The following is a 20848-nucleotide window of genomic DNA, read 5'->3' as shown; positions in this document are numbered from 1 at the left end:
GATGTGCGGCATCGCCGGCCTCGTGGACCCGCGCCATTCCGCCGACGATCTCCGCGCGGCTGCCGGGGCGATGGCCGACGCGCTCGCGCATCGTGGGCCGGACGGATGCGGTGTCTGGGCCATGGCGGAACGCGGCGTCGCGGTGGCGCATCGGCGCCTCGCGATCGTGGAGCTGAGCGAGGCCGGAGCGCAGCCCTTCGTGTCGGCGGACGGCCGCTGGGTGCTGAGCTACAACGGCGAACTCTACGATGCCGCCGACCGGCGGCCGGCCCTCGAGGCCGACGGCCATCGCTTCCGGGGAACCTCGGACACCGAGATCCTGGTCGAGCTGATCGCCCGCCACGGGGTCGCGGGGGCGCTCGCACAGGTCGATGGCATATTCGCCTTCGCGGCCTATGACAGGACCGAGGACCGCCTCTGGCTCGCCCGGGACCGGATGGGGGTGAAGCCGCTCTTCTACGCCGCGTCGGGTAGCCGGCTCATCTTCGGGTCTCAGCTCACGGCATTGACGGCCTGCCCCGATTTTCGCCCCGAGATCGATCCGGAGGCGGTGTCGAGCCTGCTTCGCCATGGCTACGTGCCGGCCCCCGGGGCGATCTACCGGGGCGTGCGCAAGCTGGAGGCCGGGCATAGTCTCGGATGGCGTCCGGGCGAGCCCGTGCGCAGCGAGCCTTACTGGAGCCTCGACGCGGTGATCGCGGCGGGCCGGGCCGAGCCCTTCGAAGGCCCGCCGGAAGAGGCCGTGGACGCCCTCGAGACGCTGTTGCGGGCCGCCGTGCGCCGCCAGCTGATGAGCGACGTGCCCCTCGGGGCATTCCTGTCCGGCGGCATCGATTCCTCCATCGTGGCCGCGCTGATGGCCGAGGGCGGGGCGCGGCCGCGTACGTTCGCGGCGGGGTTTCCGGAGGATCCGCGCTTCGACGAGAGCCCGCACGCGGCGGCCGTGGCGCGCCATCTCCGCACCGAGCACACCACGATCCCGATCGCCGAGCGGCAGGTGCTCGACCGCGTGGCGGACCTGCCCGCGATCTTCGACGAGCCCCTGGCCGACCCGTCCGGGCTGCCGACTCATCTCCTCTGCGCGGCGACCCGGGCGGCGGGGATCACTGTCGCCCTGTCGGGGGATGGCGGGGACGAGCTGTTTGCCGGCTATGACCGCTACGCGCTGGCGACCCGGTTCGCGCGGCGCATCGAGCCGGTGCCGCGCCCGCTGCGCAGTCTCGGGGCGGCCGCGCTCGAGGGTTTGCCGCGCGGCGCCGCGGGGCTCCTCGCCCGCGCGCTGCCTCCGCCCTGGGGAGGGCCGGAGGGCGTCGACCGGCTGCGCAAGGCCGCGGGCCAATTGCCGGGGAGCGGCTTCGACCTCTACCGTCGCCTCCTCACCCTGAACCCGCAGGCGCGGGCCCTGGCGCTCGGTGCCCCCGGCCTGCCAAGCCCGATGGACGCGGCCGGAACACTACCCCTGCTTGCACGGATGCGTCGCCTCGACAGCCTCGCCTACTTGCCGGACGATGTCCTGACCAAGGTCGACCGGGCCAGCATGGCGGTCGGACTGGAGGCGCGGGTACCGCTCCTCGACCGCACGATCGTCGAGTTCGCCTGGCGTCTACCGGACAACATACTGACACACAATAACAAATCGAAGTGGCCCCTGCGCGCCGTGCTGGCCCGGCACGTGCCGCCCGCCCTGTTCGAGCGGCGCAAGCAGGGCTTCGCGCCACCACTCGCGTCCTGGTTGCGCGGCCCCCTGCGGGATTACGCCCGCGACCTGCTGCTGGGCGCGGATTCCGGCGGGGGCTTCCTCGATCGGGCGCGCGTCGGGCACATGCTCGACGAGCATCTTGTGGGGACGCACAACCATGCGGTGGGGCTGTGGCCGCTCCTGACCTTCGAGGCGTGGCGCTTGCACCGATCGGCGTGAGGGACGGGTGGGAGGAAAACGATGAGCGAAACCATCGCGTTGCGGGCACCAGACGGCACCAGCGCCACCCTGGCCGTGCGGGGTGCCGAGCCGATCTCCTGGCAGGTCGGGGGCCGCGAGTGCCTCTGGGATGGCGATCCGGAGCACTGGAACCGGCACGCGCCCTGGCTCTTCCCGGTGGTCGGCGCCTCGGCGGGGGGCGTGGTGCGGGTCGGCGGAGAGGAATTTCCCATGGCGCAGCATGGGTTTGCGCGGGATCTCGCCTTCGCCGTGGTGGCGCGGGACGACGAATCCGCGACGCTCCGGCTCACGGACGGGCCGGAGACGCGGCTGCATTATCCGTTCGCGTTCCGGCTCGACATCACCGCGCGGGTGCGGCCGCGGGGGCTCGATTTCGCGATCGCGATCGACAACCCGGGTGACGCCGCCCTGCCCTATGCCCTTGGATTCCATCCGGCTTTTCCCTGGCCCTTCGCGGGTGGGGCGCGGACGGACTACGCGGTGGTGTTCGAGCATCCGGAGCGCGCGATGGTGCCGGAGGTGGGCCCGGGGGGGCTCCTCGTGCGCGCCGAGCGGCCGGTTCCGCTGGCGGGCGACACCCTTCCGCTCGATCCGGCGCTGTTCAGCGAGGCCCTGGTGTTCCGGGATGCGCGCAGCCGCAGCCTGCGGTTCACCCGGCCCGGACATGGAACAATTCATATGACGCTCGACGACTTTCCCCATCTGGCGGTGTGGACGAAACCCACCGCGCCGTTCCTGTCCCTCGAATGCTGGACCGGGCACGCGGATTGGGCCGGTTTCGCGGGCGAGCTCGCGGCGCGGGATTCGCAGCGGAGCCTGCCGCCGGGCGCCACGGCGCGCCACGGCGTGCGGCTGAGCCTCGGGGATTGAGGCCCGGTGCGGATCTGGGTGCCCAGGCCCGAGCCCGGCGCCGGGCGCACCGGCGGGCGCCTGCGCGTCCTCGGGCATGAACCCCTGGTTGCACCCGTCCTCGAGGTGCGGCCGACCGGGGCGGCGCTGCCGGCGGAGCCGCCCGACGCGGTCCTGCTGACGAGCGCCAACGCGGCCGAGGCCTTGGGCGCCGGCGCGGCGGGCCTGCGGGGCCGGCCGGTCTTCGCGGTCGGGGCCCGGACCGCGGCGCTGGCGCGCGCCGCCGGGCTCGGGCCGGTGGCGGATGCGCGGGGCGACGCCGCGGATCTGGTGCGCCTCGTCCGGGCCCGGCTGGCGCCGGGGCAGCGCCTGCTCCACGTGGCGGGCGCCGAGCGCAAGGCCGAGCCCGCCTCGGCCCTGCGGGCGGCGGGGTTCGCTCTCACGGTCGTGATCGCCTACGCGGCCGAGCCGGTGGCGGCGCTGCCCGGTGCGGTGGCGGACGCCCTGAGGGCGGGCGGGCTCGACGCCGCCCTGCACTATTCCCGACGGAGCGCCACAATTGCGACGGAACGGGCGGTCGCGGCGGGTCTCGGGGGAGCCTTCGGGGCGCTCAAGCATTACTGCCTGTCGGCTGACGTGGCCGTGGCACTGGAAGCGGCGGGGATCACGGCCCATTTCGTGCCGGCGCGGCCGCAGGAGGACGACCTCCTCGCCGGCCTCGCGAAAGCGTTCTGACGACCTCCGGCACCGGGTCTCGCCCCGGCGGCGCTCGCGGTGCTAGGAGGAGACGAATGTGCGGCACCCGTGCGGGGCCGCAGCGGCGTGCCGGCCGGCGCGACCGCCCTCGACCGGGCCATGGGCGCGCTGCGCGCCGGCCGGTCCGGGGCGGCGGCCGAACAGGCGATGAAGGGAGAAAAAGGGCAGTGAAACCACCCCCGAGCGACGCCAACCGCCCGAACCCGAACGCCCCCGGCACCGGGCCGAGCAAGGGCGGCCCCGCCGAGCCGAACCGGCCCGGCCCGACGCCCGGCCCCAAGGACGCGCCCATCGGCGTGAAGGCCGATGCGCCGAAGGTGGAGCCGGGCAGGATCGAACCGGGCAGGATCGAACCGGGCAAGACCGAACCGGGCAAGACCGATTTCGGCCGGAGCGAGCCCGCCCGGGGTGCGGCCCCCGTGCCCGGCAGTGCCAGGCCCGAGCTTGGCAAGACCGAGCCTGGCAAGACCGAGGCCGGCCGGACGGATGCTCCGAAGCCCGGCGAAGCCGCGAAGCCCGTGGCCGCGGGCGCCGACCCGATCCGCACGGGCGCGCCCGGCAGCACGCCGAGGCCCGGCACGCCCGAGCCGGGCAAGCCGGCGGCCGGCCCCGCCGCCGCGGCGACGAGCCCGCCCGGGCCCGGCCCGCGGGCGGATGCCCCGAAGGTCGAGGCCGGCAAGCCCGATCCGGCCAAACCGGACCTCACGAAGCCAGATCTCGGCAAGCCAGACCTCAGCAAGCCAGACCTCGGCAAGCCCGATCCGCTCAGGTCCGACGCGGCGAAATCCGAGCCCGGCAAGGTCGAGGCGGGCAGGGTTGAGCCCGGCAAGAGCGAGCCCAACAAGAGCGAGCCCAACAAGGGCGAGCCGCCGAAGCCCGAGGCCCAAAAGAGCGGGTTCGCCGGCAGCCAGCCCGCGGGGGCGACGCGTCCCGGCGGCGGGGTGACGGACGGGCCGATCATCGACCTCAAGGCCAAGCGCGTTCCCGATTTGGCGGGCGGTTCCGGGCCGGGCACCGGTCCGGGCACTCGGCCGGGCGCCGGTCAGGGTTCGGGGCCCGGGCCGTCTTCCACCGCGGGCGCCGCCACGGCCAGCGCCGCCGCCGGAACGGTCGCGTCCGGCATGGCGGGCGCCCCCAAGCCGGGGGACAAGCCAGGAGACAAACCAGGAGACAAGCCGGCGGACCGAGGCCCGAGCGGCGACAAGCCGACGCCCGGTGCCTCGGCGGCGCCGCGCATCGCGCCGGACGCGGGCAGCGCCCGGCGCGGGCCGGGCTTCGGCTCGGTCGCGACGGCGGGGCTCCTCGGCGGCGTGATCGGCGCGGGCCTGCTCTTCGCCGTCGATCAGGCCGGCGTGCTGCCGCACCGGGGCGCGGACCAGCGCCTCGCGGCCCTCGACCAGCGCCTCGCGACGCTCGCCCCGCGCGACGCCCTGGGCGGGCTGGAGAAGCGCATCGCCGCGAACGAGGCGGCCCTCAAGCCTCTGCCCGAGGCGGTGCGCAATGCCGAGGCCACGGCCAAGCAGGCCCTCGACCGGGCCGGCACCGCCACCGGAGCCGCCGCCGGGGCCGCCGCCGCTGGCGCCGCCACGGAACCGGACACCGGCACGCCCGCACCGGCCGCACCGGCCGCACCGGCCACGGCGGCCCTGCCGGCCGATCTCGCCGCACGCCTCGACAGCCTCGACCAGCGGATCTCGGCCCTGCAGGAGGAACCCGGCCGCGAGCAGCCGGCGGATTCGAAGCTCACGGCGACGCAGGCCGGCGCGGCCCCGCAGCCGGTCGCGGCGCTGGGCGAGCGCCTGAAGGCGCTGGAGGGCAGGATCGAGGATCAGGCCAAGGCCGGCTCCGGCCAGGATCTCGGCGCCAAGCTCGCCGCGCTCCAGGGCGAGGTCGAGACCCGCACCAAGGCGAACGCGGAGGCCGACCAGGCGGTGGCCCAGCGCCTCGACAGCCTGCAGCAGGCCCTCGATGCCCGGGTGAAGTCCGCCACCGAGGCCGTGCAGGCCGCCACGCAGGCGAGCCAGCAGGCGGTGGATGCGGGCAAGGCCCAGGCGCAGGAGACCCAGAAGGCCTTCGAGCGCCAGATCCAGGAGCAGCAGAGCCGGGTCGCGGCCCTCGACAAAGCGGTGAGCCAGCGCGCCGAGGCCAGCACCGTGCAGGCGGCCCTCCGGGTCGTCACCGCCGACCGGATCGCGGGCGCGCTCGGTGCCGGCACGCCCTATGCCGAGCCGCTCTCGGTGCTGCGCAAGCTCGAGACGGGCGACGCCAGCCGGACGGAGGCGCTCGCGCCCTTCGCGGAATCCGGCGCGCCGAGCGCCGCCCAGCTCGCGGCCGAGTTCCGGCCGATCGCCCAGAAGATCGCGGCGAGCCGCCGGGCCGCCGAGGTCCGCGACGTCGCCGAGACCGGCGACCTGAAGCGGCGCCTCCTCAGCATGGCGGAATCGATCGTGCAGGTGCGCAAGGTCGACGGACCCGCGAGCGAGGCGGCCGAGGCCGCCGGCGACCCGACCGCCAAGGTGCAGGCGGCCCTCGATCGCGGCGCGATCCAGGACGCGGCCCAGGCCTTCGACACCCTGCCGGCGGACGCCAAGGCGGCGGCCCAGGCCTTCGGGGCGAAGCTCAAGGCGCGGGCGGCGGCGGCCCAGGCGGCGCAGGCGCTCCTCTCGGACGCGTTCAAGGGCCTCCCGGCCGGCGCCCCCGAAGCCGGTCGCTGAGCCGATGCGGACCGATCCCGGCCGCGGACGCGGCCTCTCCCCGAGGGCAGCCCCGGCCGCCCTCCCCCACCGGTGCGGGGCGGCTGCGCCCGCCCGCCCGGGCCCCCGAATTCTCGCCGACTGCCCTTCGCGGGCGCCGAACAGGAGTTGCTGATCCCATGTGGCGCGCCCTCGCCTTCCTGGCCCTGCTTGCCATCGCCGCCTTCGGGGCGGTCTGGATCGCCGACAGGCCCGGCACGGTCACCATCGTCTGGAACGGCTACGAGGTGGCCACCAGCCTGGCCATCGCCCTCGTGGGCGTCCTCGTGGTGGCGATCGTCGTCGGCTTCATCTGGGCGATCGTGCGCGGGATCATCACCCTGCCCGAGAACCTCGTGCGCGGCTCGCGCGAGCGGCGCCGGGCCAAGGGCTTCACGGCCCTGTCCCGCGGCATGGTGGCGGTCGGCTCCGGCGACCCGCTGGCGGCGCGCCGCCACGCGGGCGATGCCGAGCGCCTGCTCGGATCGGAGCCGCTGGCCCTGCTGCTGAAGGCGCAGGCCGCCCAGATCTCGGGCGACCGGGAGGCCGCCGAGCGCGCCTTCCAGCGCATGGCCAACGACCCCGAGACCCGGGTGCTCGGCCTGCGCGGCCTCTTCGTCGAGGCCCGCCGGCGCGAGGACGAGCCCGCCGCCCGCGCCTACGCCACCGAGGCCGCGCGCCTCGCCCCCAGCGTGACCTGGGCGAACGAGGCGGTGCTGGAGGCCCAGTGCGCCGACGGCGACTGGAGCGGCGCGCTCGAGACCGTGGAGCGGCGCGCCTCCCTCGGGCTGATCGAGAAGGCCACCGCCCGGCGCCAGCGCGCGGTGCTGCTGACCGGCTCGGCGCAGCTTCTCGAGGCCGGCGAGCCCGACGCCGCCACCGATCGGGCGCTCAAGGCCGTCAAGCTCGCCCCCGAGCTCGTGCCGGCGGCCGTGATCGCGGGCCGGCTGCTCACCCGGCGGGGCGACCTGCGCAAGGGTGCCAAGATCGTCGAGGCGGCCTGGAAGGCGAACCCGCATCCCGACCTCGCCAAGGTCTACCTGTCCCTGCGCACGGGTGATTCCGTGCGCGACCGCCTCGCCCGGGCCGAGACCCTGGCGAAGCTCTCCTCCTGGCACCCGGAGGCCCGCCTCGCGCTGGCGCAGGCCGCCTACGAGGCCCGCGCCTTCGGGCAGGCCCGCGAGGCGCTGCAGCCGCTCCTCGCCGACCGCCCGACCGTGCGCGCCTGCCTGATGATGGCGCGGATCGAGGAGGCCGAGCACGGCGCCGGCTCGGGCCGCGCCCGCGAGTGGCTGGCCCGCGCCGCCCACGCCCCGCGCGACCCCCTCTGGATCGCCGACGGCATCGCCTCCGAGACCTGGGCCCCGGTCTCGCCGATCAGCGGCCGCCTCGACGCCTTCGTCTGGAAGGCGCCGACGGAGCTGCTGGCCGGGCCCGCCGCGCCGCACGCGGAGGACGAGGCCGAGGGGGCGCCCCGCCGCGACCCCGTCGCGATCGCGCCTGCGCATGTGCCGGCGCCGGAGCCGGCGCGCGCACCGGGGCCGAATCCTGCGCCGGCGCCGACACCCGCCCCCGCGGCGGGCGCGGCGCCGATGCCGACCCCGACCTCGATGCCGCAGGGCCCGCTTCCGACCGCTCAGGCGGAGGGCAAGTCTTCGGAAGCCAAGCCTTCGGACACCAAGCCTTCGGACACCAAGCCCGTGGCGGGAAAGCCGGCGGACGCCAAGCCGTCGACGCCCGAGGCCGGCTGGGTCCCGGGCAAGCCCGGCGACGGCCCGATCGCCGCGGGCAGCGCCATCCCGGTGGTGCTGCCGGCCCCGCGCCCCGACGATCCGGGCGCCAGCCCGGAGGAGGCCGAGGCCAAGGCCCGCCGCTTCGGCTAGGGCCTGCCGCCCCGGGGGACCCGGCCGGGTCCCCGATGGCGCCCCTGGGGGCCCGGCCGGGTCCCGGATGGCGCAGGGCGGGACGGGGTCCCGGGGGCCGGCTTAAAGGTCGATTCACGCAAAGGCGTTTAGCCTTCGGTGACACAAGTTCTGCGTAACCGAAGTGCCCATGTCAGCATCCGTCGACGATGCGCCGGACCTGTCCGGGCTCATCGAATTGTCGCGCATCGAGCATCTCGACCTGAAACCCGTGATCCTGCGGGTCCAGACCGACCTGTTCATCCAAGCGGCCCTGCGCGACCGGGCCGCCGCGGCCGCGTTCGAGGCCCTGGCCTGCGGGCTGATCCCGACCGTCGACGACGAGACCGCCGCCATCGTGGCGCGCAAGCTCAGCCCGTTCCCCGCCACGCCCGAATCCGTGCTGGTGCGGCTCGCCGCCCGCGGCGGGGCGGTGCGCGACATCGTGGTGGCGCAGGCGCCGCGCCTGACGCCGCCGGTGATCGAGGCGGCGCGGCGCGACGGCGCCGAGATCGGCGCCGCGCTCGCGGCGCGGGGCGACCTCAGCCGCTCGACCCTGGCCGACCTCGCCGGCCGCAACGATGCCGAGATCGACCGGGCGCTGGCCGGCAACTGGACCGCGCCCCTGCGCGGCGAGAGCCTGACCCACCTCGTCGCCCGGGCCCGCCGGGCGCCGGACCTCGCGCAGGCGCTCCTCGCCCGGCCGGACCTCGAGCCGAACGAGGTGGTGCCGCTCTACCTCCACGCCGCGCCCGAGCGCCGCGAGGCCCTGGCGGCGGCGGTGGCGGGCACGGCCGGCCTGCGGCCCTGCCCGCCCGCCCCGCGCGACGCCGGCGCCATCCTGACCGGTCTGTCGGCCGCCCACGACGTGCCGGGCTTCATCGGGGCGCTCGCCGGGATCCTCGGCCTCGACAAGGGCTTCCTCGGCGCCGCCCCGGACGCCTCGACGCGCTACGACCTGCTGACGCTGGCGCTGCGCGCGGCGGGGCTGCACGAGGAGGAGGCGGTCTACGTCTTCCTCACCCTCAACGAGACCGTGGCGCGCTCGGCCGAGCGGGTGTTCGATCTGGTGCGGCTGTTCCGCACCGTGCCGCGCCCGGCCGCCCGCGACCTCCTGTCGGCGATCCTCGACGCGCCGCTGCGCGAGCGCGCCGGCGCGGCGGAGGCGCACCAGCCCTACCACGCGCCCGAGGCCCCGAAGGTCCGCCAGGCCGCCGAGCGGGCGCCGAGCCGCCCCGCCCTGCCCGGGCGGGTGCGCAAGGCCTCCGGCGACAAGGCGTCCTGAGGGCGCCTCAGCCCCGCACGACGAAGCGCAGCAGGTAGACGAGCGCCGTGAAGCCCACGAGGCTGAGGGCGTAGAAGGCGACGAACCAGAGCAGGCGGCGGCCCCCGCGGCGGGGGGGGCTCACACGCAGATCCTCACGCAAGTCCTCACGCAAGTCCTCACGCAAGTCCTCGGCGGGTCGGCCCTCGCTCAATGCCCGTAGCCCCCGGCCTGGATGTCCTCCGCCACCTTCCCGCGGAAGACCCAGTAGGCGTAGGCCGTGTAGGCGAGGGTCAGGGGCATCACCACGGCGTAGCCCACGAGGGCGAATTGCAGGGCGCTGACGGCGTTGGCCGCCTGCCAGATCGTCAGCCTCGGCGGCACGATGAAGGGGAACAGGCTGATCGCCAGCCCGAGGAAGCCGAGCAGGAACAGCGCGATCGTGAGCAGGAACGGCGCCACCTCGCGGCCCGCGTCGAGGGTCCGGAAGATGCGCCAGCAGACGAAGGCCGTCACCAGCGGTACCGGAGCGACGTAGAGGATGTTCGGCCAGGAGAACCAGCGCCACTGGATCTCGAGGCCGAGGAAGGGCACCCAGGCGCTGACGATCGCCATCGACAGGATGGTGGCGGCCAGGAACTGCTTGCTCTTGCGGCGCGACCAGATCTCGAGCTCGCCCGAGGTCTTCATCACGCACCAGGTGGCGCCGAGGAGCCCGTAGCCGCAGACGAGGCCGATCCCCGTCATCACGCTGAAGGGGGTGAGCCAGTCGAGGGTGCCCCCGGTGAAGCCCCGCCCCTCGATCCGGAAGCCCTGCACGAAGGCGCCGAGCACCATGCCCTGCGCGAAGGTCGCCGCGAGGGAGCCGTAATGGAAGGCGTAGTCCCAGATCATCTGCGACCTGTCGGCCTTGAAGCGGAACTCGAAGGCGACGCCGCGGAAGATCAGGGCGATCAGCATCAGGATGATGGGCAGGTAGAGGGCCGGCAGCAGGATCGCGTAGGCGACGCTGAAGACCGCGAACAGGCCGCCGCCGCCCAGGACGAGCCAGGTCTCGTTGCCGTCCCAGATCGGCGCCACCGAGAGCATCATCCGGTCGCGCCAGTTGCCGCGCTCGGCCGCCGTGAACAGGATGCCGACGCCGAGATCGAACCCGTCGATGACGACGTACATGGCGACCGCGAGCGCGAGGAGCGCCGACCAGACGAGGGGCAGCCAGAAGGCCGCGCCCTCGTACTCCATGCCGAACCCGAACATGCCGCCAGCCTCCACCGGATCCCATCCCCGCCGACAAGGACTAAGCACGCCCGGCCGCTCCGGCCAAGACGGGCCGCGCCCCTCCGGCGTGGAGGCCCGGGCGCGTCAGCGCGGCTCGACGCCGCGCCAGGGCGGGCTGCGGTCGGCCGCCGCGAGGGTGTCGCGGGAGGCGGGCGCGGCCCCGACCCGCCGGGACAGCTCCGCGAGCCCCTCCCGGGCGAGGCGCTCGCGCGCCTCCGGGGGCAGGCTGCCAAGGACGGCGGGAAGGACGGCGGGAAGGGCGGCAGGCAGCCCGCCCAGCACCGCGGCGGCGGTCGGCAGACCGATCGCGGCCGGAACGGCCGCCGCGGCGGCGTCCGGGCTCGGCGGCGTCGCGATGCCCGGGACGCCGCGCTGGGCGGCGAGGTACGAGAGAGCACCGATCACCAGGGCGGCGCGCAGGAGGAACGACATGGGGCGGCCTTTTGCGGGGCTTCGCGCGGCGGTTCTGGCCGGGGGCACGAGGCGTCGAACTTGGCGCCCCAGGATGAACCCCGCGTAAGGGCGCGCGGATTTCTCGCCGCATGGTGAATCGTCCCGCGCGCCTGCCCGGTTTCGGGCCGCCGGGCATGGGCCGGCGGTTACGTTGCGGAAAGCATCCGCGGAAAAACGACCGGTCCTGCGCAACACTCGCTTAAGCCGGCTCTGCGAGGGTCAGGCTCTGTTGAAGGAAGTCGAGCCGAGGGGCGCGGAAAGGCCGGAAAGGCTATTACGCGTTGCGCGTGTCTGTATTGCGTATCCACAGTGCCTTGACCTCGCTCATCGACGCGCGCCTCGCGGGATTGGTCCACGAGTCCGTCATCGATGATCCGGGCGTGCGCTTCCGCCACGAGCGTTTCCTCGTCTCGCGCCTCGCCACGGGCGCCGTGATGATGGTTGCGCTGCCGCCCTTCCTGCTCTGGCGCGGCGTGCCCTCCCTTGTCGAGGCGATGGCGATCGCGAGCCTGTTCCTGCCGGTCTGCGCGGCGGTGCTGCTCGCCCGCACCGGCTCCCTCTGGCTCGCCCACGCCCTGTCCTCGGCGGGGCTGACGGGGCTGATCGTCTGCCTCTCGGGCCTCACCGGCGGGGCGAGCTCGGCCGCCGCGATCTGGCTCGCGGCGATCCCCCTCGAGGCCGTGGTCTCGGGCTCGCGCCGGGCGACGCTCGCCGCCTCGCTCCTGGCGATGGCGGGCGCGGTCGCGGTGGCGCTCAGCGGCGCCTGGATGATCGGCCCGCCGATGCTCGGCTGGCCCGCCCAGGTCGCCATGCCGGTCTTCGCCATCACGGCGATCGGCCATGTCGCCGCGCAGGCCCTGGAGCACATGCGCAACGAGGGCCGCTGGCGCGAGCGGATGCGCGACAACGAGGCCCGCGACCGGATGCTGCTCTCGGCCATCGACGACCTCGTGACCTGGCACGATTGCAACGGCCGCGTGCTGGAGGCGAGCGCCTCCGCGGCCCGGTTCGTCGGCACCGAGGCGGCGCGGCTGCGCGGCCACGGCCTGCTCGACCGGGTGCACGTCGCCGACCGGCCGGCCTTCCTGCAGGCGATCAGCGACGTCGCCGCCCGCGGCAAGCCCGCGACCGTGCAGTTCCGCCTCCACCTCGACACCGGCGCCGAGCGCGCCGACGGGGCGCGGGTGATCCATGCGGAGATGCGCGCCCACCGGATCGTGGGCGACCTCGCGGACAGCGCCCCCTCGACGGTGGTGGCGGTGACCCGCGACGTCACCGAGCATCGCCGCCACGCGGAGGAGCTGGAGCGCGCCCGCGCCGAGGCCGAGCGCGCCGACGAGGTGAAGAGCCGCTTCCTGGCCAATGTCAGCCACGAGCTGCGCACGCCGCTGAACGCCATCATCGGGTTCTCCGAGGTGCTGGCGGGCGAAGGCGCGGTGGTGCTCGGCCCCGAGCGCTCGCGCGAATATGCGGGCATCATCGGGGCCTCGGGCCACCACCTCCTCGGGGTGGTCAACACCCTCCTCGACATGAGCCGCATCCAGAGCGGCAACTTCGACTACGCGCCGGAGACGATCGACGCCGCCGCCCTGGTGCGGACCTGCTGCGACCTGATGCAGCTGCGCGCCGACGCCGCCGGCGTGGCGCTGGTGCGCGGCGGCCTGCCGCCCCTGGAGATCACGGCCGACCCGCGGGCCTGCCGCCAGATGCTGATCAACCTGATCTCGAACGCCGTGAAGTACACGCCGGCCGGCGGCCGGGTCGAGGTCTCGCTGCGGCGCGCGGGCAACCGCCTCGAGCTGGTGGTGGCCGATTCCGGCCTCGGCATCCGCGAGGCCGACCTGCCGCGCCTCGGCACGCCGTTCTTCCAGGCCGGCACCGGCGGCTACAAACGGGCCCACGAGGGCACCGGCCTCGGCCTCTCGGTGGTGCAGGGCCTCGTCGGCCTGCACGGCGGCACCATCACGATCGAGAGCGCGGTCGACGACGGCACCACCGTGGTGGTGTCGCTGCCCTTCGATTGCCGGCGCGGGAACGCGGCGGCGGCGCCCGCCCCCATCGCCACGGCGGTGCGCCTGCCGGGCCGTGGCCCGGGCCTTGCCGGGATCGTGCCCGCCCGCCTGCCGCTCGGCCTGTTCGACACCGGCCCCGTCGCCCTCGCGGTCCCCGGACCGGCGGCGGTGATCGACGCGGCCGAGGAGGCCCAAGCCCCGCTGCGCCGCGCGGGATGAGGGATGATTTTCGAGAGAGAGGGATGATGCGCGAACCGCTGAAGGCCAGAGACCAGCGCGAGATCACCGTCGCGGGCGAGGCCCGCCCGACACGCCCCGTCGCCGCCGCGCGCCGCCGGCCGATGCCCCGCACCGGGGCGGCGGCGGGCGAGATGCGGGCGGCCCTCGGCGCGTTCGGGGGCGGCCTCGTCACGCTCTGCCGCCAGCATCCCGGCGAGGTGGCGGGCTCGCTGGTGGCCGTGGGCGCCGCCGCCTTCGTGGCGATGAACGCCCTCGGCTTCCAGGTCGGGCGCCACCCCGCCCCGATCCTGCCGAAGCTCGCGACCCGCCAGGAGGCGCCCCCGCGCAAGCCCGCGGCGGAGAAGCCCGCGCAGGCGCAGAATGCGGCGGCGAGCCCGGCGCAAGGGAGCGCGCAAGGGAGCGCTCAAGGGAGCGCTCAGGCCGCGGCCGCCGAGAAGCCCGCGGGCAGGCCCGAGGCGCGGTCCGCCGACGCTCAGGCCCGCGACCCGGTCGCCGCCCTGATCCGCAACGAGGACACCACCGCCTCGGTGACGCCCAAGGCCGACAAGGCCGTGATGCAGGCGCAGCGCGCCCTGGCGAAGCTCGGCTACGGCCCCCTCAAGGCCGACGGCATGATGGGGACGAACACCCGCGCGGCGATCGAGAAGTTCGAGCGCGACCGCAAGATTCCGGTGAAGGGCGAGGCCGCCGGCCGCACCCTGCGGGAGCTCGCGGCCCGGGCCGGTCTGCCGCCGGGCTGAGCCCGCCTCAGGCCGGCGGGGCGCTCGGCCTGAGCGGCGCCGCGCCCGTGAGGCGGGGCGCCCGGTAGGTCAGCCCCGCATGGTCCGGGCTCGGGTGGCGCACCCGCGAGGGGCGCCCGTTCGCCCGCATGCGCCGGTCCGCCTCCTCCCAGGACGGGAGCGCGTCCTCGGGCTGCGTCCAGTGCACCACCGAGGCCTCGTCGCACCACGCCACCAGCCGGGGCATGGCGATCCGGTGCGCGCCCCCCAGAATGTAGCCGCGCATGCTGGCCTCGTCGTCCCAGGCCGTCATGGTCCAGAGGGCGAAGGCCTTGTCGTTCAGGAGGGCGCCACCCCTGAAGCCCGGGGCCTGCAGCACCTGATTGCGGGTGCGGACCGCGAGCACGGCGAAGCCCGGCAGGAAGCGGACCGCGCGGATCCGCAGGCGTGTGATGCTGACGAAGGGCATGCGCTGGCCTCCCGGCCCGGAGGGTACCGGCGCGCGGGCGCCCGGATCAATCCGGACACGGCGCCGCGCCGACTCGGCCGCCGGGCCGCCCGCGTCCGGCCCGCGGTCGCGGCCCTGCCCGGACGAGCCCCACCAGGGCCCGCTCGAGGTCGCGGTTCGGGCGCTTCAGCCCGTGGATGAAGCGCGAGATCCGGGGCTGGTTGACGCCGATCTCCCAGGCGAGGCGCGCCTGGCTCCAGCCCTTGCGCCGCAGGAATTCCTGAACCTCGCTCGGCGCGACCGACACGACGCTGGCTCCGACCCGCCCTGGCTCGACCGACACGGCATCCCTCCCGGCTGCGACGCGCGATCCCGGGACCGCGGAGCCACGTGAGGTGTGGCAGGTTTAATCCCGTCTCAACTTGGCCATGATGTCGCACCCGGGGATTTGCCCCTGGGTCGAGGTCAGCTCGGCCATAGGTAGCCTGGACTGACTCTAGATCGGGAGGATCACGCCATGAAACACCTTCGCCTCGTTGCGGCGCTCGCCTTGCTCGCCCCCCTCGCGGTTCCGATGGCCCTCGCCTCCCCCGCCCGGGCACAGGATGCGGGCGACGTCGCCGCCGGCGAGAAGGCCTTCGCGCCCTGCAAGGCCTGCCACCAGGTCGGCAAGAACGGCGTCGGTCCGAACCTCGTCGGCGTCGCCGGGCGCAAGGCCGGCACCTACGAGGGCTACAGCTACTCCGCCGCCCTGAAGAACTCGGGCATCACCTGGGACGACGCCAACCTCCACGAATGGCTGAAGAACCCGAAGACCAAGGTCCCGGGCACCAAGATGGTCTTCGCGGGCTATCCCGACGACAAGAAGGTCACCGACGTCATCGCCTACCTGAAGAGCCTCAAATAGGGCGCCGCCCCCTCCCCGTCGAAGGGGCTCCCGGGCGGGCGAGCCGGCCGACACCCCGCGCGCACGGCGCGTCCGCCCTGGACGAACCGGGCGCGCGGTGGTTCCGGTAGGGCGCGCCCGCCGCTCGGCCGGCGCCGAGGGGAGAGACGATGCCGCGCCTGCGCTCCGATTTCTGGGTCTCGGCCCATCTGCGCCGCCTCGGCGTCGAGGGCATCCCGGCGGTGATGCGCCGGCGCGGCTCGCCCGAGGCCGGCGCCATCTTCGTCAAGGTCGACCGCCTCGACGGCAGCGCCGACCTCTACGGGCCGGCCCCCCAGGCCCTGTTCGAGGCCGAGGATTCGGGGGAGCGCCGCTTCAGCCCGCTCCTCAGCGCCGCGACGCCCCTCGACGTCGAGGCGCGCATCACCCGCGAGGCGCGCTTCGACGACGACCTCTGGATCATCGAGATCGACGACCGCGCCGGGCGCCACTTCCTCGACCTGGCGGAGTGAGATGGGGCGCGCCGGCGCGCCCTACCCCCACAGATCCGGGGCGGGCGGGTGGACGGTGCTGCCCTCGAACAGCAGGCTTGGCTCCCGGTCGCGGGCGAGCAGGAGCGGGCCGTCGAGGTCGACGTAGTCGGCGTGATGGGCGAGCAGCATGGCGGGCGCCATCGCGAGCGAGGTGCCGACCATGCAGCCGATCATCAGCGAGAGGCCCCGCGCCCGCGCCTCGTGGGCGAGCATCACCGCCTCGGTCAGGCCGCCGGTCTTGTCGAGCTTGATGTTGACGGCGTCGTAGCGGTCGCTGAGGGCGTCGAGCCCGGCACGGTCGTGCAGGCTCTCGTCGGCGCAGATCGGGATCGGGCGATGGATCCCGGCCAGGGCCGCGTCGTCGCCGGCGGGCAGCGGCTGCTCGATCAGGCCGACGCCGGCCGCGACGCAGGCCGCGAGATTGGCCGCGAGGGTCTCCGGCCGCCACGCCTCGTTGGCATCGACGATGAGGCGGGATTCCGGCGCGCCCCGGCGCACCGCCGCGATCCGGGCCGGGTCGCCCTCGCCGCCGAGCTTGACCTTGAGCAGGGGCCGGTGCGCGGCGCCGCGGGCGGCGGCCTCCATGCTCTCGGGCGTGCCGAGGCTGAGGGTGTAGGCGGTCACGGCGGGCGCGGGCTCGGGGAGCCCCGCGATGGCCCAGGCCGGGCGGCCGGTGAGCTTGGCTTCGAGGTCGAACAGGGCGCAGTCGAGGGCGTTGCGCGCCGCCCCCGCCCCGACCCGCTCCAGCAGCTCCGCCCGGGTCAGGCCGGCGGCGATCGCCTCCTCCTGCCCCCGGATCAGCGCCACCACGCTCTCGGGGCTCTCGCCGTAGCGGGCATAGGGCACGCATTCGCCCTGCCCCGCGGCCCCCGCCTCGTCGTCCGCGATCCGCGCCAGCACCACGACGGCCTCCGTGCGGCTGCCCCGGGCGATGGTGAAGGCGCCCGCGATCGGGAAGCGCTCGACGGCGACGGTGAGGCGGCGGCTCATGCGGGTCTCGGCTCCCGTGGGTTCAGGTCTGCGGGACGTCGGGGAACTCGGCGACGAGGCGGTCGACGAGGCCGTCGACGCCGAAGCGCACCGGGTCGGTCGCGGGCAGGCCGTGTTCGGCCTCGAGCTCGGCCAGGAGCCTGCGCGCCTCCGCCTCGTCGAGGGCCTGGGTGTTGACCGCGATGCCGGTGGCGCGGATGTCCGGGTTCGTCAGGCGCCCGAGCTGGACCGTGAGGTCGACGACCTCGCGGATCGAGGGCAGCGCGTGCTGCACGCCGCGCATGGTGGTGCGGGTCGGCTCGTGGCAGACGATCACCGCATCCGCCTGCGCCCCGTGCAGGAGGCCGAGGCTCACCCCCGCGAAGGAGGGGTGGAAGAGCGAGCCCTGGCCCTCGATCAGGTCCCAGTGGTTCGGCGCGGCGGCGGGGGCGATCCACTCGACGGCGCCGGAGATGAAGTCCGCCGCCACGGCGTCGATCGCGGCGCCGCGGCCGGAGATGAACACGCCGGTCTGGCCGGTGGCGCGGAAATCCGCGTCGAGGCCGCGGGCGCGCATGCCCTTCTCCAGGGCCAGCACCGTGTATTTCTTGCCCACCGAGCAATCGGTCCCGACGGTGAGGAGGCGCTTGCCCGGGCGCCGCGTGCCCTTGCCGGTGGCGAAGGTCTCGCTGGTGTGGCGCACGTCGTGAAGGGTGCGGTCGTTGGCCTCGGCGGCCTCCGCGATGGCCGGGACCGAGCCGAGGCGCACGTGCAGGCCGCTCGCCACGTCGAGCCCGGCCTTCAGGGCCGCCACGATCTCCTGCACCCAGTGGTCGGGCAGGACGCCGCCGGCATTGACGACGCCGATCACCAGGGTGCGGCAGCCCTTGGCCAGGGCCTCGGGCAGCGTCAGGTCGGGGATGCCGAGATCGGCGGCGCAGCCGGGCAGGCGCATCTGGCCGATGCACCATTCGGGGCGCCAGTCGACGATGCCGTAGGCGGTCTTGGCGGCGAGCCGGTCCGGCACGTCTCCGAGGAACATGAGGTAGGGCGTGGCGATCTGCATGTCCGGGTCGACTCTCGAGGCTCGGGGCGGCCAGTCTATAGCGGCAGAGCGGCGGGAAACACCAATGCCCGAACACGGCCGGTGCCATGCCGGCGCCGCCGGGGCGCGGCACGGGCCCGGACAGGCGCGGCTCGGGCCCGGACAGGCGCGGCAGGGACTTGCGGGGCGCCGCGCGATCGGCTCTGGTCCGGCCGGATCAACCGGGAGGCCGAGGCTGCGGGTCATGGGCATGAAGATGTACGGCAACTGGCGCTCGGCCGCCGCCTTCCGGGTGCGCATCGCGCTCAACCTCAAGGGCATCGCCTACGAGGAGAGCTTCATCGACCTCGATGCCGGCGACCAGCACAAGCCCGAGTTCCGGGCGATCAATCCGCAGGGCGCCGTGCCGGCCCTGTTCGACGGGGACGGCCCGCCCCTGACCCAGTCGCTCGCCATCCTCGACTATCTCGAGGAGACGCATCCGGGCGTGCCGCTGCTGCCGGCGGAGCCCAGGGCCCGGGCCCGGGCCCGCTCCCTCGCGCAGGTCGTGGCCTGCGACACCCATCCGCTCTACGTGCCGCGGGTGCGCACCTACCTGATGGAGGCCTACGGCCTGCCGAAGGAGCGCATGATGGAGTTCGTGCGCAACGCCTTCACCACGGGGCTCAAGACCCTGGAGACCCGCCTCGCCACCGAGGCGGGGACCGGGCGCTTCTGCCAGGGCGAGGCGGTGAGCCACGCCGACCTCTGCCTCGTGAGCCTCTGGGTCGGCACCGGCATCTTCGGCGTCGAGACGGCGCCCTTCCCGACCGTGCACCGCATCGCCGAGACCTGCCTCGCCGAGGAGCCCTTCGCCAAGGCCCACCCGCTGCGCCAGCCCGGTGCGCCGGCCTGATCGCTTCGCCGTCCGGCTGCAAGGTTCGCCATAGGAGCGACCGGAAACGGACATGGAATTGACTCCCGGTTCGTGCGTAGGGTTGCGACGGGCCCGCGAGCCCCCGGAGGGGGCCCGGACCCGCGCGACACTCAGGGCGGAGACGGCCGGACCAGGACCGGCCGCGAGGGAGACGGCACAGCATGGTACCGGGCGAGAACGAGAACGGCCTCCACCGGATCGTCGTGGTCGGCGGCGGCGCCGCCGGGCTGCAGCTCGCGACGAAGCTCGGGGACAAGCACGGGCGGGGCAAGACCGCCCACGTGACCCTGGTCGACCGGGCGCGCACCCACATCTGGAAGCCGCTGCTGCACGAGGTGGCGGCGGGCAGCCTCGATGTCGGCCACCACGCGGTGGATTACCTGCACCACGCCCACGAGCATCATTTCCGCTACCGCATCGGCGAGATGACTGGCCTCGACCGAGGCACGAAGACGATCCAGCTCGCCGCGAGCTTCGACCGGGAGGGCCGCGAGGTCACGCCGGTACGCGCGGTCGGCTACGACACCCTGGTGATGGCGGTGGGCTCGACCACCAACGATTTCGGCACGCCGGGCGTGCAGGAGCACGCCATCGCGCTGGACACGCAGGACCAGGCGATCCGCTTCCAGCAGCGCCTGATCAACGGGATGCTGCGCGCCCACACCCAGCCGGGCCCGGTGCGGCCAGGGCAGCTCCACGTCACGGTGATCGGCGCCGGCGCCACCGGCACCGAGCTCGCGGCCGAGCTCCACCGCACCACCCGGCAGGTGGTCTCGACCGGACTCGACCGGATCGACCCGGCCAAGGACCTCAAGATCACCCTGGTGGAGGCGGCCGACCGCATCCTGCCCGCCGTGCCCCAGCGCCTCTCCGTCGAGGTGATGGCGCTCCTCGACAAGATCGGCGTCGAGGTGCGCACGCGGGCGCGGGTGACGGAGGTGCGCGCCGACGGGGTGTCCCTCGCGGATGGCGGCTTCATCCCCTCCGAGCTCGTGGTCTGGGCCGCGGGCGTCAAGGCGCCGGGCTTCCTCAAGGATATCGGCGGCCTCGAGACCACCCGCACGAACCAGCTCGTGGTGACGCCGACGCTCCAGACGACGCGCGACCCCGACATCTTCGCGGTCGGCGACTGCGCCTACCTCGTCGAGCCCGGCTCCGACACCCCGATCCCGCCCCGCGCCCAGGCCGCCCACCAGCAGGCGAGCTACCTGATCAAGGCGATCCCCGCCAGGATCGCCGGCAAGCCGCTGAAGCCGTTCAAGTACCGGGATTTCGGCTCCCTCGTGTCCCTCGGCGAGTACTCGACGGTCGGCAACCTGATGGGCTTCATCCAGGGGCGCAACATGTTCATCGCCGGCCTCTTCGCCCGGATGATGTACCGCTCGCTCTACAAGATGCACGAGCAGGCCCTGCACGGCACCTGGAAGACCGCCCTCGACGCGCTGGCCCGCAGCCTGACGCGCCGCACCGAGCCGCGGGTGAAGCTGCACTGACGCGGAACGCGGGGCCCGCGTTGCGCGCCCGCCCGAACGGTGCTCCTGTCCGGGCGAGCCGCGGCGCGAAAGCCGCGGCCGGATTCGGGGAGGACAAGTGATGATCCTGGTCAGCGTGATGTACCCGGGCGGGGAGGCCACCACCTTCGACATGGCCTACTATCTCGGCCACCACATGCCGCTGGTGCGGGAGCGCTGGACGCCGATCGGGCTGCACGAGGCGAAGGTCGTGCGCGGCGTCGGCACGCCGGACGGCGGCCCAGCCCCGTTCCAGGTGATGGCGCTCCTGCGCTTCGAATCCGCCGAGGCCTTCCGGAACGCCGCCGCCACGCACGGCAAGGAGATCTTCGGGGACATCCCGAAATTCACCGACGTTCAGCCGATCGTGCAGATCAACGAGTTCCCGGAATAGACC

The 20848-nt window shown here is 74.5% G+C and carries 19 protein-coding genes; 13 read left to right on the top strand and 6 right to left on the bottom strand.

The window, feature by feature from the left end; genetic code table 11:
- The first annotated feature begins 1 nt into the window (after nt 1).
- From asnB to F6X51_RS23780, 6 genes are all read left to right on the top strand, one after another.
- A complete protein-coding gene (gene asnB, locus F6X51_RS23805; protein ID WP_150966159.1) occupies nt 2-1918 on the top strand; it encodes an asparagine synthase (glutamine-hydrolyzing) in 1917 nt (638 codons plus the stop codon).
- Between the two features lie 21 nt (nt 1919-1939).
- Nucleotides 1940-2809, top strand: coding sequence for an aldose 1-epimerase family protein (locus F6X51_RS23800; RefSeq protein WP_150966158.1), 870 nt, complete (start codon nt 1940-1942; stop codon nt 2807-2809).
- 6 nt (nt 2810-2815) lie between these two features.
- Nucleotides 2816-3523 carry a uroporphyrinogen-III synthase gene (locus F6X51_RS23795; RefSeq protein WP_150966157.1) on the top strand — a complete coding sequence of 236 codons (708 nt, stop codon included), beginning with the start codon at nt 2816-2818 and terminating at the stop codon, nt 3521-3523.
- 188 nt (nt 3524-3711) lie between these two features.
- Nucleotides 3712-6258, top strand: a complete 2547-nt coding sequence (locus tag F6X51_RS23790; protein ID WP_150966156.1) for a COG4223 family protein — start codon at nt 3712-3714, stop codon at nt 6256-6258.
- 158 nt (nt 6259-6416) lie between these two features.
- Nucleotides 6417-8159, top strand: coding sequence for a heme biosynthesis protein HemY (locus tag F6X51_RS23785; protein ID WP_150966155.1), 1743 nt, complete (start codon nt 6417-6419; stop codon nt 8157-8159).
- A gap of 169 nt (nt 8160-8328) precedes the next feature.
- Entirely contained in the window at nt 8329-9462 is a 1134-nt protein-coding gene (locus tag F6X51_RS23780; protein WP_150966154.1) for a DUF2336 domain-containing protein, read from the top strand.
- 189 nt (nt 9463-9651) lie between these two features.
- Here F6X51_RS23780 and cydB read toward each other — a convergent pair whose 3' ends face one another.
- Nucleotides 9652-10698, bottom strand: coding sequence for a cytochrome d ubiquinol oxidase subunit II (gene cydB, locus F6X51_RS23775; RefSeq protein WP_150966153.1), 1047 nt, complete (start codon nt 10696-10698; stop codon nt 9652-9654).
- Nucleotides 10699-10803: 105 nt separating this feature from the next.
- The gene (locus tag F6X51_RS23770; RefSeq protein WP_150966152.1) at nt 10804-11151 is read right to left on the bottom strand and encodes a hypothetical protein; all 348 of its coding nucleotides are present in this window, start codon (nt 11149-11151) and stop codon (nt 10804-10806) included.
- Between the two features lie 308 nt (nt 11152-11459).
- Between F6X51_RS23770 and F6X51_RS23765 the strand changes: the two genes are divergently transcribed.
- A complete protein-coding gene (locus tag F6X51_RS23765; RefSeq protein WP_246696984.1) occupies nt 11460-13403 on the top strand; it encodes a sensor histidine kinase in 1944 nt (647 codons plus the stop codon).
- A 23-nt stretch (nt 13404-13426) separates the two neighbouring features.
- Nucleotides 13427-14164 carry a peptidoglycan-binding domain-containing protein gene (locus F6X51_RS23760; protein ID WP_407658672.1) on the top strand — a complete coding sequence of 246 codons (738 nt, stop codon included), beginning with the start codon at nt 13427-13429 and terminating at the stop codon, nt 14162-14164.
- Nucleotides 14165-14171: 7 nt separating this feature from the next.
- Here F6X51_RS23760 and F6X51_RS23755 read toward each other — a convergent pair whose 3' ends face one another.
- Together F6X51_RS23755 and F6X51_RS23750 are read right to left on the bottom strand one after the other, a co-directional pair.
- Complete coding sequence (locus tag F6X51_RS23755; RefSeq protein ID WP_150966150.1) at nt 14172-14612, bottom strand: DUF3291 domain-containing protein; 441 nt, start codon at nt 14610-14612, stop codon at nt 14172-14174.
- Between the two features lie 46 nt (nt 14613-14658).
- Complete coding sequence (locus F6X51_RS23750) at nt 14659-14934, bottom strand: helix-turn-helix domain-containing protein (protein ID WP_150966149.1); 276 nt, start codon at nt 14932-14934, stop codon at nt 14659-14661.
- Nucleotides 14935-15108: 174 nt separating this feature from the next.
- On the opposite strand from F6X51_RS23750, the gene F6X51_RS23745 reads away from it, so the two are divergent.
- Together F6X51_RS23745 and F6X51_RS23740 are read left to right on the top strand one after the other, a co-directional pair.
- A complete protein-coding gene (locus F6X51_RS23745; protein ID WP_150966148.1) occupies nt 15109-15498 on the top strand; it encodes a c-type cytochrome in 390 nt (129 codons plus the stop codon).
- A 149-nt stretch (nt 15499-15647) separates the two neighbouring features.
- Nucleotides 15648-15989 carry a DUF1491 family protein gene (locus tag F6X51_RS23740; RefSeq protein ID WP_150966147.1) on the top strand — a complete coding sequence of 114 codons (342 nt, stop codon included), beginning with the start codon at nt 15648-15650 and terminating at the stop codon, nt 15987-15989.
- A 21-nt stretch (nt 15990-16010) separates the two neighbouring features.
- Here F6X51_RS23740 and dgcA read toward each other — a convergent pair whose 3' ends face one another.
- Nucleotides 16011-17000: an N-acetyl-D-Glu racemase DgcA gene (gene dgcA / locus F6X51_RS23735; RefSeq protein WP_150966146.1), complete on the bottom strand. Its 990-nt coding sequence runs from the start codon at nt 16998-17000 to the stop codon at nt 16011-16013.
- Nucleotides 17001-17022: 22 nt separating this feature from the next.
- A complete protein-coding gene (gene dgcN, locus F6X51_RS23730; protein ID WP_150966145.1) occupies nt 17023-18045 on the bottom strand; it encodes an N-acetyltransferase DgcN in 1023 nt (340 codons plus the stop codon).
- A gap of 229 nt (nt 18046-18274) precedes the next feature.
- Here dgcN and maiA point away from each other — a divergent pair, with 229 nt between their 5' ends.
- The 3 genes from maiA (at nt 18275) to F6X51_RS23715 (ending at nt 20845) form a co-directional block, all read left to right on the top strand.
- A complete protein-coding gene (maiA, locus tag F6X51_RS23725; RefSeq protein ID WP_150966190.1) occupies nt 18275-18919 on the top strand; it encodes a maleylacetoacetate isomerase in 645 nt (214 codons plus the stop codon).
- A gap of 182 nt (nt 18920-19101) precedes the next feature.
- Complete coding sequence (locus F6X51_RS23720) at nt 19102-20433, top strand: NAD(P)/FAD-dependent oxidoreductase (RefSeq protein ID WP_150966144.1); 1332 nt, start codon at nt 19102-19104, stop codon at nt 20431-20433.
- A 100-nt stretch (nt 20434-20533) separates the two neighbouring features.
- Entirely contained in the window at nt 20534-20845 is a 312-nt protein-coding gene (locus F6X51_RS23715; protein ID WP_150966143.1) for an EthD family reductase, read from the top strand.
- Nucleotides 20846-20848 lie beyond the last annotated feature (3 nt).

Origin of the sequence: Methylobacterium planeticum (assembly GCF_008806345.1) — a bacterium.
GTDB lineage: Bacteria > Pseudomonadota > Alphaproteobacteria > Rhizobiales > Beijerinckiaceae > Methylobacterium > Methylobacterium planeticum.
This window is presented reverse-complemented; position numbering and strand designations above follow the sequence as displayed.

What these genes read in the sequence shown, in the direction of transcription:
- asnB (WP_150966159.1), top strand. Translation starts at nt 2, where the DNA reads ATGTGCGGCATCGCCGGCCTCGTGGACCCGCGCCATTCCGCCGACGAT.
- F6X51_RS23800 (WP_150966158.1), top strand. Translation starts at nt 1,940, where the DNA reads ATGAGCGAAACCATCGCGTTGCGGGCACCAGACGGCACCAGCGCCACC.
- F6X51_RS23785 (WP_150966155.1), top strand. Translation starts at nt 6,417, where the DNA reads ATGTGGCGCGCCCTCGCCTTCCTGGCCCTGCTTGCCATCGCCGCCTTC.
- F6X51_RS23780 (WP_150966154.1), top strand. Translation starts at nt 8,329, where the DNA reads ATGTCAGCATCCGTCGACGATGCGCCGGACCTGTCCGGGCTCATCGAA.
- cydB (WP_150966153.1), bottom strand. Translation starts at nt 10,698, where the DNA reads ATGTTCGGGTTCGGCATGGAGTACGAGGGCGCGGCCTTCTGGCTGCCC.
- F6X51_RS23770 (WP_150966152.1), bottom strand. Translation starts at nt 11,151, where the DNA reads ATGTCGTTCCTCCTGCGCGCCGCCCTGGTGATCGGTGCTCTCTCGTAC.
- F6X51_RS23760 (WP_407658672.1), top strand. Translation starts at nt 13,427, where the DNA reads ATGATGCGCGAACCGCTGAAGGCCAGAGACCAGCGCGAGATCACCGTC.
- F6X51_RS23755 (WP_150966150.1), bottom strand. Translation starts at nt 14,612, where the DNA reads ATGCCCTTCGTCAGCATCACACGCCTGCGGATCCGCGCGGTCCGCTTC.
- F6X51_RS23745 (WP_150966148.1), top strand. Translation starts at nt 15,109, where the DNA reads ATGAAACACCTTCGCCTCGTTGCGGCGCTCGCCTTGCTCGCCCCCCTC.
- F6X51_RS23740 (WP_150966147.1), top strand. Translation starts at nt 15,648, where the DNA reads ATGCCGCGCCTGCGCTCCGATTTCTGGGTCTCGGCCCATCTGCGCCGC.
- dgcA (WP_150966146.1), bottom strand. Translation starts at nt 17,000, where the DNA reads ATGAGCCGCCGCCTCACCGTCGCCGTCGAGCGCTTCCCGATCGCGGGC.
- dgcN (WP_150966145.1), bottom strand. Translation starts at nt 18,045, where the DNA reads ATGCAGATCGCCACGCCCTACCTCATGTTCCTCGGAGACGTGCCGGAC.
- maiA (WP_150966190.1), top strand. Translation starts at nt 18,275, where the DNA reads ATGAAGATGTACGGCAACTGGCGCTCGGCCGCCGCCTTCCGGGTGCGC.
- F6X51_RS23720 (WP_150966144.1), top strand. Translation starts at nt 19,102, where the DNA reads ATGGTACCGGGCGAGAACGAGAACGGCCTCCACCGGATCGTCGTGGTC.
- F6X51_RS23715 (WP_150966143.1), top strand. Translation starts at nt 20,534, where the DNA reads ATGATCCTGGTCAGCGTGATGTACCCGGGCGGGGAGGCCACCACCTTC.